The following is a 15,365-nucleotide window of genomic DNA, read 5'->3' as shown; positions in this document are numbered from 1 at the left end:
CTTTCTGATTACTCTTGAAACTTCTTTTATTCCGCAGCAACTCTTACGGAATGAACCGGATTGGTTGACACAACCGGCAGGTGCTGCGCGCCGGTCGGCAGGATCGGGTGCCCGAACTGCTCTTCCAGAACTTCCGCCATCGCGAGATACAGAGCGGAGGCTCCGCAGAGCAGGCCTTCAAAACCCGCGAAATGCGTGATGGACGCGTTGCCAGTCAGTTCACCTGCTACCAGCAGCGCAAAAAGAACGGTCAGCGAGCCAAAGACAAATTGCAGAACGCGATTTGCTTTCAGCGTGCCAACAAACATGAAGGCCGTGAAAATACCCCATGTCCCGAGGTAGGCAGCCATAGCGCCCGGTGTCGCCGGTGCGACGAGACCGAATTTCGGCAGGAAGATCAGCAGGACCAGAGAGATCCAGAACGCCCCATATGATGTAAAAGCGGTAAGCCCGAAAGTATTGCCCTTGGGATATTCCAGCATCCCCGCACACATCTGGGCGAAACCGCCGAAAGCCAGCCCCATGGCCAGCACTGAAGAATTCAGCGGCACGAAACCAGCATTACAGACATTGAGCAGGATGGTGGTCATTCCGAAACCGGCGAGACCGAGAGGGCCAGGATTGGCTAAACGACCCATAACAGAGACTCCCGTACTACATGGAGTTGATAATGAGGCGATCCTTTGGTTGCGCCCCAGTTCAGACATGCTTGTCTGCTCTGCGCGATTTAACAATTAAAATAATAACTCAGATGCATCCTGCGTATATCACGATGCAGTGTGGATCATCACGGCCCACCGTCGTTGGCCACCAGAGGCAGTAAAGGGGCAGCAGCGCCGCCTCGCCCGTAATTGGCCAGAACCTGTATGCCAAGAGCAGTCCAGCGCCCATCCTGATAGCTGAGTAACGGTGCGCCACTGCTTCCCCGGGTGGCGGAACAGTCATGGGTGATCAGAGGTTTCCCGCCTCCGTCCAGCGTGAGTCCCTCAGCCCGGCATCCCATATCGGAGCGCACAATTTCACTGAAATCCTGCTCATAGCCCCCAAGCACGACATCGGTTCCGGGTGATGGCAGGCGATCGGCCACGGCAAGCACGTCCTTCATGGTCGCAACAGGCGCTTGTAGAAACAGGGTCGCCCGGTCGAAAGCCGCCGTGCGCGATTCATCGCGAGGGTCATATTCCGGTGGCACAAGCAGGCGAACCGCCCGAGCATGAGCGGCGTACTGGCCTTTGCTGTAAGCGCGCAGAAAGTGGACATCGTGCGGCTGGATATATCGGCCTGTTTTTGGCAGAAAGAGGCAGTGCGCCGCCGTTTCAACGACGGTCGGTGCGACCAGAAACCCTGTGCAACGACTACCAAGCTCCGTCTGAACCCTGCCAATGGCGCTCCAGGGCAAGGATGTCATGTCAACGGCCTGACGATGGTCCGTCTGGCCAATGCCGGGGCGTTGCGGAATGGCCGCATGACTGTCGCGGCACAAGACGGATATCAAGACGCTCGACGCCATGATCGTGAGCAGTAGGAAATACTTTCGAAATCCTTTGAAACATAAAATTTCCGGCTGAAATTTACTCATTCTTAAAGGTTCCCCCACTAGAGTGTCCTTATTGCAAAAGAGCATTTCAACCGGAGGATCTCTTCCTCCAGAATTGCACACCACAAAGCCCGGGCATCCGGTGATAAACTGGATGTCCGGGTTATTGGCGTCGAATTTCAGTCCAGATTTTCTGGCCCAAAGCTGTCTGGCAGAAGCTCGCCCAGCGTCTTCACCAGCAGCACCTGCCCTACGGGATCAGTCATGTAAACCGGCATATCGGGAGCGCCGAACTCTCGCAGTTTCTGTCGGCAGCCGCCACATGGGGTGCAGGGTCCACTCCCACCGCCACACACGACAATCTCCATAATCTTTCGGCCGCCAGCCGCCACCATCGCCGCGATGGCGCCGCCTTCCGCACAGATCCCTTCAGGATAAGCAGCATTTTCAACGTTGCACCCGACATGAATGGCGCTGTCGTCACAACGTAACGCCGCTCCCACTTTAAAGCTGGAATAGGGAGCGTAAGCCCGTTCCCTAACCGCGGATGCCGCCTCGATCAGCTTTACGTCGGCACGTTGACTGGCAGACGTCACAGATCAGTCCGCATAACCATGAGGATGCGCAATACGCCAGTCCAGCGCCGTCCGGACCGTTTCATTCAGATCCGTAAAGCGCGGCTTCCAGCCGGTTTCCTTCATGATACGGGCCGGGCTGGCCACAAGCATGGGCGGATCACCAGCACGACGCGGCCCAGCTTTCCAGGGAACGGGTTTGCCGCTGACATACTCCACGGCCTGAATCACTTCCAGATTCGAATTCCCCTTGCCGGTTCCTACGTTGAACGTGACGCTTTTCTCATCAAGCAGCGGCAGAACGGCAAGATGAGCCTGAGCCAGATCGGTGACGTGGATATAGTCACGCACACAGCTTCCATCCGGCGTGGGGTAATCCTGCCCGAACAGGGTCAGGGCGTCTCGCCGTCCCAGCGCAGCATCGATCACCAGCGGCATGAGATGTGTTTCCGGCCGATGGTCCTCGCCTGCCCGCCCCTGCGGATCGCAACCTGCTGCGTTGAAATAGCGCAGGCATGCGCTACGCAGACCGTGAATCCTGTCGGCCCAGTAAAGCGCCTGCTCCACCACACGCTTGCTTTCGCCATAGGCCGAACCGGGGTGCACAGGAGTATCCTCGTCGATCAACTTGTCGCCTGCTGAACCAAACAGCGCCGCAGTCGAGGAAAACACGAACTTCTTCACACCGTGACGCACACAGGCGTCAATCAGACCAAAACCCAGCCCGCCATTGGCCGACATATACATCATGGGTTTCTGCATGCTTTCCCCCACCAGAGAAAGCGCTGCGAAATGAAAAACGCAGTCCCACGGACCGTCTGCCAGAACCTTGTCGAGCAGCGGCAGATCCGCGAGATCACCCTCAATGAAGCGCGCTCCATCCGGAACAGCAGCGCGATGTCCAGTTCTCAGACTGTCGAAAACCGTGACTTCGTGGCCTGCGTCGAGGAGGGCCAGAACCATATGACTACCAACGTAGCCAGCTCCGCCTGTCACAAGAAATCGATTTTTCATCTTCATCACTCTTTCACGACGCTACTGTCCGGACTGTCCTTTGCCGGAAAATCTTTCCTGAATGGGTCAAATCATTTCATTACTGAAAGATTCTGCTAATAACAGTTCACTGAACTGCTCTGTGAGCTGCTTCTCCTGCTGCAACACATTCTGACCTCTTCCACCTTCAGTTCAAGCCTATCATAATACTTGCAAACCAATAACATCTTTAACTGTCGCTACGAAATTCACCTTTTATCAGTCTTGGGAAGCCCTGCCATCGTGTCCAGCCTGACCGCCTCACCCGAGACTTCCCTCTCCCGCTGCCCCGCCGGATCATTTGGCTGGACACCTCTGATCAGCACCGCCGGACTGTTCTTCCTGATCGGCTTCGTCACGTGGCTGAACGGTCCACTGATCTCCTTTGTAAGAGTGGCTTTTTCCCTCTCCGATATCGGCGCGTTCCTTGTGCCGCTGGCATTCTATATCGCCTACCTTCTTTTTGCCCTGCCCGCCGCTCGCATCGTCAGCCGCGCTGGCCTGAAAAGCGGTCTCGCTCTGGCGCTTGCCATCATGGGCGCCGGAAGCGCCCTGTTCGGACAATGTGTCGTTCTGCGCTCCTATCCCGGCGCACTCGGCGGACTGATGATTATCGGCGCAGGCCTCACCCTGCTTCAGGTGACGGTCAATCCCTATGTCAGCCTGCTCGGGCCGCATGACCGGGCAGCCCAGCGCATCGCCATCATGGGGCTGTGCAACAAATTCGCGGGCATCCTCGCTCCCATCGTTCTGGCCGCCATGGTCATGCACAATATCAGCGGTGTGGCGGAACAGGCGCAACACGCCGCCAGTTCCGCCGAACGCGAAGCCATTCTTTCGAGTTTCACCAATGCGATTTACTGGCCATATCTCGGCATGACGGCGCTTCTCGGCGTGGCTGCCTGTGCGGTTTTTCTGTCGAACCTCCCCGATCTGGATCCGCCTGAAGCCCTCGCCCTGTCCTCACCGGGCTTTCACATCACACCGCGTCTCGGCTTCGGCATGGTGGCGACCTTTCTCTATGTCGGCATTGAAGTTCTCGCAGGCGACGCTATCGGAACCTATGGGCAGGCGTTCGGAATGCCACTCGACCAGACGCGTTTTTTCACCGCTTTCACCCTTTTTGCGATGATGACCGGATACGCGGCAGGTCTCTGCCTTGTCCCGCGTGTTCTTTCACAGGAACGATGCATGGTGTTATCCTGCGTGGGCGGTATGTTCTTCGCCGTCGCTGCATATCTGACAACCGGCTACCTGTCTGTCCTGTGCGTCGCTCTTCTCGGTCTTGCCAACGCCATGATCATGCCCACCCTGTTTCCCATGGCGATACGGGATGCGGGACGCCACGTTCCTCTTGCGTCGGCTCTGCTGGTCATGATGTTTTCCGGTGGCGCCTGCACGCCGCAGATGTTCGTTCTGCTCAAGCCGTATATAGGCGTTCAGACTGCTTTTCTGATTCTTGCGATCTCTGCCTATCTGGTGCTGCTCGGGTATGGAATGTCGTTTTCATCTCTGTCCGGAACCCGGAAATCCGCTTGAATACGGACAGCATAACGATCGGCAATATCCGCATATCAAAAAGGACATCGTAAGCCACAACGCAGGCAAAACGGTTCGAGATGCGTCCGTCTCCCGAAAGATCGCATCTCGAATGTTTCTTGTTCGTCAGCCCATGCTGACGTTGTGAACATACCCATCCGGTCGGATCAGCACCGCAGACACGCCGGCGAAAGAGGGGCTGTCACCGACAATCTGTCCCATAACCTGTTTCACGCTGTCCGGACGCAGCCATTCCGGAGAGCCCGGCAGATCGTGTTTTGTCGACGACAACGTCAGATGCACCCACTCTCCCTTCCCCATAAGGTGGTAGAGCGTCACGGACTGGTTTTCGACAATCAGACTGACATCCGGAACCCGCTTTCCCGAAACCAGATGAGCAGGCAACGTCTCCGGCACGACCCTGTCATAGCCATAGGCCACGTCGAACCCGGAAATCTCTCCCGCAATGCGACGGTTCACATCCGGAAAGGACAGGATATCGTTCATCGTATTGCGTAACGACAGGTTCGGCGGAGAAAAATCCGTGGCCAGAGCCACCTGCGCCAGAGTGTTATCAAAAAGCATTTTCCCAACAGGTCTGCGCTCGGCATCGTAGCTGTCGAGCAGACTTTCGGGAGCCAGATTCCGGACCACCATGGCCAGTTTCCAGCCGAGGTTCATCGCGTCCTGCAAACCGACATTCAGGCCCTGACCTCCCATCGGGGCATGAATATGCGCGGCATCACCCGCCAGCAGGATGCGGCCTTTCCTGTAGGTGGACGCAAGACGTGTCGCATCGGTGAATCGGGACAGCCAGGACGCCTCGCCCATCCCATAGTCCCTGCCGGAAATCTTCGTCGCCGCAGCGGCAAGTTCAGCAACGCTCAGGGGAATGTCCTTGTCCACCGACGGCTGTTCGGCATCAACGGCAATGACCCGATGATGCACACCATCTCCAAGAGGCGACATCAGCAGGGCACCACGCGACGTGACCATGGACAGCACCCCGGCCCCTTCAGGCGGGCTCGCCAGAACCACGTCGCCCAGCATCGCGGTGATATGCCCGTCAAACCCCTCAAACCCGATCCCGGCCTGATGGCGTACCAGACTACGCGCGCCATCAGCCCCTACCAGCCACGCTGCGGAGAAGGATCCGGCCGATGTGGTGACCTGCACCTCCGATCCGGCATCGACAACCTCGGTCACTTCGGTGCTGCGCAGGAGTGGCACACCGAGCGCCAGAGCGCGTTTTTCCAGAAATTCTTCCGTTTTGGTCTGACGCAGAAAAAGGGTGAAAGGAAAACGACTTTCAAACGGCGCAAATGCAATCCGTGTATCCAGAGCGCCATATTCCATCATGGGAATTTTGCGACCCGCGGCAAGGAAATCCCCCTCCAGGCCGCGCAATCCAAAGACTTCCATCGTGCGGCCATGAATGGCCAGTGCCCGTGACTCAGTCGTGCGGGCGCTGCGACGGTCAAGGAGGGCCACGTTGACGCCCGCCAGTTTCAGTTCGCAGGCCAGCCAAAGCCCGACCGGACCTGCGCCGGAGATCAATACGTCGTATGAAGTTTCCATGGAAATGCTCTCAATCTAACACTGTTAGATTCCAAAGACTAACAGTGTTAGATTTTGTGGCAAGTAGACAAGCGGGAAACGGGGAAACTGTGCGCGTGAAGATAGTCAGAGCAGAAATCATAAACTCGGCGCTGGAACTGCTGGACAGGCTGGGTATGGAAGGGCTGACGATGCGCAAGCTGGCGGACGCTCTGGGCGTGCAGGTGCCGTCGCTCTACTGGCATTTCGCAAACAAGGACACGCTGTTCGAAGCCGTCGCCGATACGCTTCTCGAACAGGTTGCCGTAACGGCCATTCCCGCCGAGAAATGGCAGACGATGTTTTTCAGGATTTCGTGCGAGGTCAGACAGGCCCTGCTGGCTCATCGTGATGGCGCCCGCTTTCTGGCCCGCACCTATCCGCTTTCGGAAAATGTGGCGCGGATCACCTCGCAGATGATTGCGGCTCTCAAGGACACAGGCGCAGACGACGGAACCGCTGCGTGGGGTACCTTCTCAACGCTCTATTATGTGATCGGATTTACCGGGGAAGAACAGGCGTTTTCCGAAAAACGTCCTGATCATAATCAGCCTCCCGATCTCCAGTCCCTTCTGGAACGCTATCCCGCCGCCGCATCAGCGTGGCGTTACATGCTCAACAGCGATCCGGATGAAGGCTTCCACTTTGGCCTGAACATGGCCATTCGTGGACTGGAACAGAAACTCAGCTCGCCGGGATAGGCTTGTCTATCAGGAATAGCTTTTACTCTTTCTTCCGGTTCCGGCCGAAGAAAACGTGTCCACAAACAGTACAGCAACCAAAAATATCAGAAGGATTTCAGCAGTCTGTCGAGGTAATCCAGTTCCTCTTTCGGACGGGTCCGATCGGAATCCCTGCGCCGCAGTTCCTCCTCAATCGCCTGTGCGCGTTCACGTGACATCTTCTCAGGCAGACGGTCTCCGCCGGCGTTCGGAGTGGCGTCTCCTCCCTCGCCTGTCGCCCGACCCAGCGGATCACGATCAGAATTCTGCTCGTCACCGGACTGACCCTCACCCGGATCACCATTCTCCTCGTCGCCACTGCCGGACTGCCCGTCCTTGCCCTGACTGCTGCCTCCACCAAAAGACGGCAGGAAACTCGTGCTGCCCGAGCCTCCTCCCTTGCCCTGCAGGGCCTTGCGCATCTGGTTACGTCCCTGCTGCAACGCCTTGAGCGCCGCAGTCTCGGCCTTCACGGCATCCGGGTCATTATCAGCCGCCAGAGCATGACGGGCGTCCTTCATGGCCTTGCCCGCTTCGCCAAACGCCGGAACCTCTTTGCCTGAAAGCTCCTTGAACTCACTCCCGAGTTCTTCAGTCGCCCGCATCAGGGCATGCTGCGCAGCGCCATCCGACCTCTTCTGGTCCGCTTCCGCTGCGAGTGCCTGACCATTTCTGTCCGCATCTGCCGGTTGCGTTGACTGGGCGGGTTCCTGCGGAGCGGGAGCCTGCGCTTCACCCCCAGGCTGCTGAGTGGGGCCGCCGCTACCATCAGGTGGCACCAGACCAAGTCTGCGCAACAATTCCGACGTGGACATGGACCCGAGATCACTGTCCTCTGACGGCGGCTGTGAAGCGGCGCTCTCGTCCCGTCGCCGCTGATTCCGATCAAGTCGCGCCTGAGCGTGATCCAGAAGCGAACTCTGCTGCTTCACCAGATCACCGAGGCTTTCCGCCTGCTCCTTCAGCTTCTGCTGCGCCATCATCTGCTGGGCCAGTTGCGCCATATCCTGCGGCGTGGCGTTGCGCATCTTCTCGATGGAATCCTCAAGCTGTTGCAGCTTGTCCATCGCGCCATCCTCGTGACCTTCCGCCGCATCTCCCTGCAACCGCTCCATCAGCTTCTGAAAGGCGCGATCGCCGGATTTTGTAAGGCCGGGCAGGTCGGGAATGGCCGTTCCGTCACGCATGGCCTGCTCGGCCAGCGCCTGCATCTTGCGACCGATGGCGGCGCGCAGCGCGTCCATGCGCCGCTTCAGTTCCGCCTGATCTTCCGTCCCGTGAGCATTATCTTCCCGCATGTGCCGCAACTGCTCGGACACAGCTTCCTGAGCCGCCCTGACGTCGATGGACGCCTGAGCGGACTGCTTGCCGCCATGCAGTTGATCCTCAATGTCGAGAGCAAGATCCCACAGCCGCCCTACGGCTTCGTTGCGGGCGTCACCGTCCTCCACGTCGCGGTTATCCAGGAGCGCGACAATACTGGTCAGATTGAGGAAGGTGCCGGTGTTCTGGTCGATTGGACCCGGTGTTTCCCCGATGGCGGCCAGATCCTCGGCAGCGGCATGACGACGCTCGTCGCCCAGAGCCAGACGCCGCCTGAGGTCCAGCACCGCCTTCGCCACAGGCGATTTGAACGTCCGGGAACCGAGCCTGAATGTGGCGATCGGACTCCGGGCCACCTTTTTGCTGACACTGGTCGCAACCAGTGTGGCGGAGACTTCCTCGCCCGCCCACGGATCATCTGACAGATCTGGGCCGATTACGCCTTTTGCACTGACCGGATGGCCTTTCAGCGGAACAGGCACTGTCAGAACACGACTTCTGGTCAGCAGTCCCGGATGAGCCAGCCTGATTTCGACGACCAGCGAGCCAAGCCCATAGGCGTGATGCGCGTCGTAAGGAAACCGGGTCCGACGCCCGCCTTTCTCGCCGCCGGGATTCTGCCCCCACGCCACCTGCGGGAGCGCATCCGGCGTTACAGTCAGTTGCCAGGAGGCCAGCGTGCGACCACGGCTGTTCACGACAAAGGAACCGGAATGGTCAAGGTCTGCCTGAATACGCCAGGAATGCTGCCCCAGCGCCTGCATGGTTTCGTTGCTGAAACCACCCTCCAGATGTGGCGTGGACCGCGTGCCCGTAACTGTCGAAACCAGAACGGAGCCTTCTGGCACAGCAGGAACATGCGCTGCCCCGTCAGCCAGAAAAACCGGAGCCGACGGCGCATAGGATGGCGGCGTAATCCAGGCTTCGACATGCGGCAGCGGCACGTCAGGATCATCGATACCCGGAATGAAAGCAGCAGCCAGACGTCCGGGAGCATGACCTCCGGCCCAGACACCCGTACCGATGACGGCCAACACCACAACGGGCAGTAAACGGTTGTTGCTCAGGCTGGAAAGTTCAGGCCAACCGGAGCGAAGTGGCCCCAGCGATTTCAGCAACCGCTCCTGATAAGCGCTCCAGAGGATGTCTGATCCCACCCCGGACGAGCGATCCGTCATGGAACCCAAAGGTCTGTTACGCAGGCCGGACACCTGCTCGATCCGTCGATCCACTTCCATCTGGGATGGCGGGATATACTGCTTCAGCCTACGCCGTCCGAGCCAGACGACCGCTCCAAGACTGCCAACTTCGACAACCGCATGGAGCCAGTCAGGCATGGTCTGCGGAATACGCAGAAAACCGGCGACACAATAAAGACCGGCGACAGAAGCGGCGGGAGCGAGAAGACCGGCAACTCTTTCCACCACCAGAACAGAATGCGCTTTCCTGCGCACGTCAGCGAGATCTGCCGCCCGCTTTGTTTCGTCAGGCAAACCTGCGTTTTTGATCTGTTCCGGCGGGGCTATGCTCATGCCTCGACACGCATTCCTTCAGACATGATTTCACTCGCCCATAGGTCTTCAACCTTCTGACGCGGCCGGATCACTGACCAGCGATCTCCTTCAACCAGAACCTCGGCAGCCAGCGGGCGGGCATTGTAGGTGGAACTCATCACGGCGCCATAAGCACCCGTATCAAGGATGGCGACCCGCGCCCCTCTCTGTAACGGCGGCAGACTGCGGCCTTGTGCGAATGTGTCACCGGTCTCGCAGACCGGTCCAACGACACTGGCTTCTTCCGGAGCGAGAACGGCGTCATGCGCCGAGAGAGGCAGAATTCCATGCCAGGCTTCATACAGGGAAGGCCTCAACAGATCGTTCATGGCCGCATCCAGAATGATGAACGGCGAACCATCCGTGACCTTCTTGCTCAGGATCACGCTCGCCAGCAGCACGCCAGCGGGTGCCGCAATCCACCGTCCCGGTTCAATCGCCAGACGCACATCAAGGTCGCCCAGTTCTGAGCGGATCACCCCGGCCAGCGCCTCAGGCGAGCCTTCGCCCTCATCGCGGTAGCAGATGCCGAGACCACCGCCGCAATCAACAACCGTCACCGGCAGGCCAGCCTGACGTGTGGTGCGCACAAGCTCCGCAATCCGGGCGTAGGCCGCCCGATAAGGCTCCATCGTCAGAATCTGACTGCCGATATGCACGGCATAACCAACGGGCCTCAGTCCGGGCAGCTCGGAAGCCAGACGGTACAGCCCAAGAGCCTCATCATACGGAATACCGAACTTGTTGCCCGCAACCCCCGTGGTGATCTTGGCGTGTGTCTTCGCATCGACGTCAGGATTAACACGAAGAGCCACGTCGATCTCACGCCCCATGGACGAGGCCACGCCGGACAGGATCTCCAGCTCTTCAGCGCTTTCGACATTGATCTGGGCAATGCCTTCCTGAAGAGCGAGCCTCAGTTCGGCATCGGTTTTGCCAACCCCGGAAAACACGATCCGCGACGCCGGGATGCCAGCCTTTCGGGCCTTGATCAGTTCCCCGCCGCTGACAACATCAGCGCCCATCCCTGCCTGTGACACGATACTCAGCACGGCGAGGTGGTCGTTCGATTTCACCGCAAAATGGGCCGAAACCGACAATCCCGCCGCTTTCATCGCATTCTGGAGTTTTGTGGCTCTTTTTCTGAGCGTGTCAGCACTCATGACCCAGCACGGCGTGCCAACCTCGTCAGCAATCGCCTGCAGGGGCACCCCATCCAGCATCAATCCACTTCGCACATCGAGCGACAGGTTCGAGTGCGTCGCCAGCAGTTCGCGAACAGTGGGATCGGGGGTGGTGAAAACGGTCGGGTCAGCCATAGTGTCACGTTACCGGCTCAGTCGGAACTTGCCAATCGGCTGAATTTGCAAAGGTTCCCTACGTCACAAAAATGGCAGGAGCCGGTCATGCGACATGCCCCTGCCTTAACCGACAGCATCAGCTATTGAGGATGCCGTTTTCCTTCAGAATACCCAGAGCCTGACGGATACGGTGGCCATAGGTATGGTCCGCCATCGTCCGGGCCTGCGCTTTCTTCGCCGTTTCAATACGGAGAGCGCCGTTGTCGATGTACGTATCGACCAGCTCCTCGAACTGCTTGCGGTTCGAGAAGGAAGGAATTTCCTCCTTCGTGTAATAGCGCCGGATTTCGTAGGTATCTTCGTGAAACACCTGCAACGCACCAGCCGCAGCGGCTTCATAGGTGCGCGGACCCGGGGTCGATGGGGAAATCAGGAAACGCTTGTTCTCGAAGCTCAGGCTGCGGCCAAGGTTCAGGACCAGCTTGGAACGCTGATAGAACTGCACAAGCTGCTCTTTTTCCAGACGCGCATCCGAGAAGCCGATCCCGAGTTCGCCCCAACCCGGACCGATGATCTTGATGTTCAGATTGCGCAGGGTCGGCAGCAGACCCCGGACAATGTCCTTACGGTTTGTGAAAGCCACGCCGCAGAACAGCACGTCGATGTTCCGTTCAACAGACTCATCAATCGGGCGATAATGCAGCTTCGGGCAGGCCGCGAGCGGCAGATGCCAGACATTGTCCCGGGTGTAGAAGTTCGAACCCCAGCGCTCACAGGAGAAAACCGCGTCAAAGTCCTGACCGATGCGGTAGTTCGCATCCTGCTCATAGGGATCTTCGGTCGCCCAGAAAACGGTCGCAGCACCGATCTTCTTGGCCTCCCGGTTCACTTCACCAAAGTAGGTGCTTTCCGGCAGATACGAACCGATACCGAACACGATCGTCGGCTTGAGAAAACGAATCGCCGCCGCCGCACCGCTGATGTTCGCCGCCGTGACGTTTTCCTCACCAAAGCATTCCGCCCAGCCCTCCATGATCGATTCACGAATCTGAGCATTGGCCTGCGATTCAAAGCGTCCGCCACTGCAGATCAGAACCCGCCCGGAATATTCGCCTGTCTTTGCCATCACGTCTCTCCAGTCCTTATCGGGGTCTTAGTTCATCTCGTTCGTAACGTCGCGTTTTCATTGGCGTGCGTCTTCCAGCACAGCCGCCACCGCAGCGTCAAACCGGTCCGGAGCACAGTCTTCCGCAAGGCGCTTCAGAGCGCCCTCACGGATGTGGCTCCAGAATGTTTCATCACGGTAAAGCCGGATAATTGCGTCAGCGAACACTCCCGCGTCGGGAGCCCCACCGGACACAATATCCTCTCCATCCGTCCAGCCCAGTTGGGCGATCAGCAGGTCGCTGGCCACAACCGGCAGGCCGAAGGAGGCACTCTCGTGAATCTTGTAAGGGATACCCCCTGCAAAGCGGGTCGGCGCAACGAACACCCGGCTCGTGTCATAGAACGGCTCCAGATCTTCAACTTCCCCGACAATATCCAGCCCTTCGAACTCATTCAGACATGACAGATCGACCTTGCGCGAGCGCGAGCCGACCACGGTCAGTCTGACTTCACTTCCAAGTTCCGCCCGCACCCTGGGCATGACTTCGCGGCCAAACCAGATCAGCGAGTCAAGATTGGGAGATTCTGCATCCACAATCGCCCCCACGAACAGCAGGCCCTTTCTCTCGGAAAAGCTCTTTCCGGTCGAACGCGTTTGCAGCGAATGGCCGAGCACCACCACATTCTGATGCCCGGCGCGCCGGATAAATTCAGATTCCCTGTCAGTGACCGCCACGACCTTCTGACAGAAATAGGCGCACTCGAATTCCTCCCGTAGCGCCACGTCGAGATTTTTCGGAGTAGCCTGTTCAGTCAGTCCCAGCACTTCATCCCTGAGAAGCAGACGGGGGCTGATGACGGCTTCCGTATCGAGAATGAACTCGGTTCCCGGCAGGTAACGGCTGTTCTTGTGCAGAACCGGCAGCAGTCTCGCCAGATTATGCGTGCGCCCGATCCACACCAGATCAAAGGCCCCTGCCCGCTTTTCCAGAAATCTGTCCAGATCCTCGGCTGAGCGATCAAAGAGCACTTCGACCGTATCGGGAAAATCACCATAGACACGGCCGAGCGAGTGGTAATGTGCATCGACCGGAAACACGGTCACTGCACAGCCCTGTCTCGCCATGCTGCGTACGATGTCGTTCGACCGCACATAGCCGGAGCCAAGGCTCCGCAAGGGAATGCGATCTTCGATAAACAGGATGCGCAGTCCGTTTGTTGGACGCGACCGGGCGAGAATGGCGTTCCCCGAGTGCGCAGGATACTGCCCGCGAAGGAACTCGGCCTGTTTGGAGGCGAAGATACGGCGGTTCCGCTGCATCAGCGCCTGCGAGCTGTTCGAGCAGGAAGAACCGAATTCAAGATGCTCGATCACGACAAACGGGTCATAGACCACGCGATATCCGTTCTGGATGATGCGCACACAGAAGTCGGACTCTTCGAAATAGGCCGGCGCATAGGCTTCATCAAAGCCGCCAAGCGCCTTTGCAAGAGCAGTCGAAACCAACAGGAACGCACCGGAGCAGTAATCCACATCCCGGACGAAATTGGCTTCCGGACAGTTGGGATCGGCGTCACGCAGATAGCCGTAAGCGCTGCCGTCCCGCCAGATGATCGACCCGGCTTCCTGCAGACATCCGTTCGTCCTGATGATCTTGCCGCCGACCGCGCCAATCTTCGGGTCAGACCTGAGACGATCCAGCGCGTTCTGAACGGCTCCGGGCGCCAGCTTTACATCGTTGTTCAGGTAAAGAACGGCGTCGGCTGAAACCATCCCGAGCGCCATGTTACAGGACAGCAGGAAGCTGGCATTGTGATCGAGATGCCGGATCACGGCGCCCGAAACGTAATCTTCCAGTCGCCGGGTTTCATCGCGCGAACCTGAATCGATGATGATGAGTTCCAGCGCGCCGGGGAAACAGTCACGCAGCGAAGCCAGCGCCATCAGGGTCAGCGGAAACTGGTTGTACAACACCATGATGACGCTGACTGTGGGAACGCCGCTGTAGGAAAAGTCCAGCTTCCGGCGGCCTGCTTCCACGAGAAGACCGGAGGCCTCCCGGCAGAACATCATCTTGGAATGGGCTTCATCCAGAGCCCCGTCGTCGCTCCCGACCTCATGGCGCTCCTGAGCCGCCACCCAGTGCGCGAAAGGATCGCGGAAAATGCCGCTCCCGACATCGGCTCGCACCATCGGTCTGGCCGCATAATCCACGAGAGCAATTTCGGGGGAAGGCTGACGACCCTCAAATGCGCCGGCCGCCAGAAAATGGTCATAACCGGAACGGAACTGCCCGGCTGCGACACACGCGCCTACATCAGGATAACGCTCCCGGTAAAACTCTTCGGAGAACGCGGCCTGCGGAGAATAACCGACAGCCTCTCCTTCTATCAGATAATGATGCAGGGCGCAGGAAAACGACCCATCCTCAATCCGCGCTCTGACGTCGGGGTAACGGTCAAGATACCAGACAGGATCGAAATACCACGATGCCCGGAAACGGTCCGCATCGCCGTTCTGATTATCAATGAACCATCTGAACGCGGCGAAATCTGCTCCACCCTGCCGGGCCACAAAGTCACCGAACACGGCGGGATCAAAGAACAGACTGCCAGAACGAAAACCACCATCTCCCTCGGAGAGATAATGGTCATATCCATTGGCAAATCCGGCAGTCCTGAGAACCGCTCCGGTCAGGTCCGGCTCATGAGTGCGATAAAATGACTCGGAAAACAGCCAGTGCGGGGCGTGGCTGCGATAACCCTGCTCCACATAATGCTGAAAACCGGATCTGACCCTGCCCTCTGCGATGGCAGCCGCAGCATCCCCATGGGCGGCACGGTACCAGCCTTCGTCAAACCATCGGTTGGGAGCGTAACCCCTGCCCTGCCCGACAGCCCGATAATGACCAAGCGCGTTCGCACCGATACCGGCAGCAAGGTCACGCTTCACATCAGGGTAAGTCCCGACATACCAAGGTTCGTCGAAACGAAGCCACACGGGAATCCGTGCCGCCCCGCCCCCCTGCCATTCAAAAACGGCAGGCCCACTGAATGTCACATCATCGCGCTGCATACGC

11 protein-coding genes are annotated in these 15,365 nt (G+C 58.5%); 2 read left to right on the top strand and 9 right to left on the bottom strand.

The features are described 5' to 3' along the window. Positions 1-26: 26 nt before the first annotated feature. The 4 genes from GVI59_RS00535 to galE form a co-directional block, all read right to left on the bottom strand. Positions 27-638 carry an acetate uptake transporter gene (locus tag GVI59_RS00535; protein WP_173572363.1) on the bottom strand — a complete coding sequence of 204 codons (612 nt, stop codon included), beginning with the start codon at positions 636-638 and terminating at the stop codon, positions 27-29. A 149-nt stretch (positions 639-787) separates the two neighbouring features. After that, positions 788-1,495 (bottom strand): trypsin-like serine peptidase, encoded by a 708-nt coding sequence (locus GVI59_RS00530; RefSeq protein ID WP_242012850.1) that lies wholly within the window; start codon positions 1,493-1,495, stop codon positions 788-790. 221 nt (positions 1,496-1,716) lie between these two features. Beyond that, complete coding sequence (locus GVI59_RS00525) at positions 1,717-2,133, bottom strand: cytidine deaminase (protein ID WP_173572361.1); 417 nt, start codon at positions 2,131-2,133, stop codon at positions 1,717-1,719. A gap of 3 nt (positions 2,134-2,136) precedes the next feature. Further along, positions 2,137-3,126: a UDP-glucose 4-epimerase GalE gene (galE, locus tag GVI59_RS00520; RefSeq protein ID WP_173572360.1), complete on the bottom strand. Its 990-nt coding sequence runs from the start codon at positions 3,124-3,126 to the stop codon at positions 2,137-2,139. A 261-nt stretch (positions 3,127-3,387) separates the two neighbouring features. Between galE and gluP the strand changes: the two genes are divergently transcribed. Continuing rightward, positions 3,388-4,683: a glucose/galactose MFS transporter gene (gluP, locus tag GVI59_RS00515; RefSeq protein WP_173572359.1), complete on the top strand. Its 1,296-nt coding sequence runs from the start codon at positions 3,388-3,390 to the stop codon at positions 4,681-4,683. Between the two features lie 126 nt (positions 4,684-4,809). On the opposite strand, the gene GVI59_RS00510 is transcribed toward gluP, so the two are convergent. Next, a complete protein-coding gene (locus GVI59_RS00510; protein ID WP_173572358.1) occupies positions 4,810-6,261 on the bottom strand; it encodes an FAD-dependent monooxygenase in 1,452 nt (483 codons plus the stop codon). Between the two features lie 95 nt (positions 6,262-6,356). Between GVI59_RS00510 and GVI59_RS00505 the strand changes: the two genes are divergently transcribed. Beyond that, positions 6,357-6,980, top strand: a complete 624-nt coding sequence (locus GVI59_RS00505; protein ID WP_338422043.1) for a TetR/AcrR family transcriptional regulator C-terminal domain-containing protein — start codon at positions 6,357-6,359, stop codon at positions 6,978-6,980. An 86-nt stretch (positions 6,981-7,066) separates the two neighbouring features. Here GVI59_RS00505 and GVI59_RS00500 read toward each other — a convergent pair whose 3' ends face one another. From GVI59_RS00500 to GVI59_RS00485, 4 genes are all read right to left on the bottom strand, one after another. After that, entirely contained in the window at positions 7,067-9,856 is a 2,790-nt protein-coding gene (locus GVI59_RS00500; RefSeq protein ID WP_173572356.1) for a DUF4175 domain-containing protein, read from the bottom strand. Continuing rightward, the gene (lysA, locus tag GVI59_RS00495) at positions 9,853-11,196 is read right to left on the bottom strand and encodes a diaminopimelate decarboxylase (protein ID WP_173572355.1); all 1,344 of its coding nucleotides are present in this window, start codon (positions 11,194-11,196) and stop codon (positions 9,853-9,855) included. The genes GVI59_RS00500 and lysA overlap by 4 nt, the downstream gene beginning before the upstream one ends. A 118-nt stretch (positions 11,197-11,314) precedes the next feature. Then, positions 11,315-12,304, bottom strand: coding sequence for a CgeB family protein (locus GVI59_RS00490; RefSeq protein ID WP_173572354.1), 990 nt, complete (start codon positions 12,302-12,304; stop codon positions 11,315-11,317). A gap of 57 nt (positions 12,305-12,361) precedes the next feature. Next, a complete protein-coding gene (locus GVI59_RS00485) occupies positions 12,362-15,361 on the bottom strand; it encodes a glycosyltransferase (protein ID WP_173572353.1) in 3,000 nt (999 codons plus the stop codon). Between the last annotated feature and the right edge of the window lie 4 nt (positions 15,362-15,365).

Source organism: Acetobacter sicerae, from assembly GCF_011516765.1.
In the GTDB taxonomy this organism is placed as follows: Bacteria; Pseudomonadota; Alphaproteobacteria; order Acetobacterales; family Acetobacteraceae; genus Acetobacter; species Acetobacter sicerae.
The sequence above is the reverse complement of the archived record's forward strand: the minus strand, read 5'-3'. Positions and strand labels throughout refer to the sequence as shown.

What these genes read in the sequence shown, in the direction of transcription:
- GVI59_RS00535 (WP_173572363.1), bottom strand. Translation starts at nt 638, where the DNA reads ATGGGTCGTTTAGCCAATCCTGGCCCTCTCGGTCTCGCCGGTTTCGGA.
- GVI59_RS00510 (WP_173572358.1), bottom strand. Translation starts at nt 6,261, where the DNA reads ATGGAAACTTCATACGACGTATTGATCTCCGGCGCAGGTCCGGTCGGG.
- GVI59_RS00490 (WP_173572354.1), bottom strand. Translation starts at nt 12,304, where the DNA reads ATGGCAAAGACAGGCGAATATTCCGGGCGGGTTCTGATCTGCAGTGGC.
- lysA (WP_173572355.1), bottom strand. Translation starts at nt 11,196, where the DNA reads ATGGCTGACCCGACCGTTTTCACCACCCCCGATCCCACTGTTCGCGAA.
- GVI59_RS00500 (WP_173572356.1), bottom strand. Translation starts at nt 9,856, where the DNA reads ATGAGCATAGCCCCGCCGGAACAGATCAAAAACGCAGGTTTGCCTGAC.
- galE (WP_173572360.1), bottom strand. Translation starts at nt 3,126, where the DNA reads ATGAAAAATCGATTTCTTGTGACAGGCGGAGCTGGCTACGTTGGTAGT.
- GVI59_RS00485 (WP_173572353.1), bottom strand. Translation starts at nt 15,361, where the DNA reads ATGCAGCGCGATGATGTGACATTCAGTGGGCCTGCCGTTTTTGAATGG.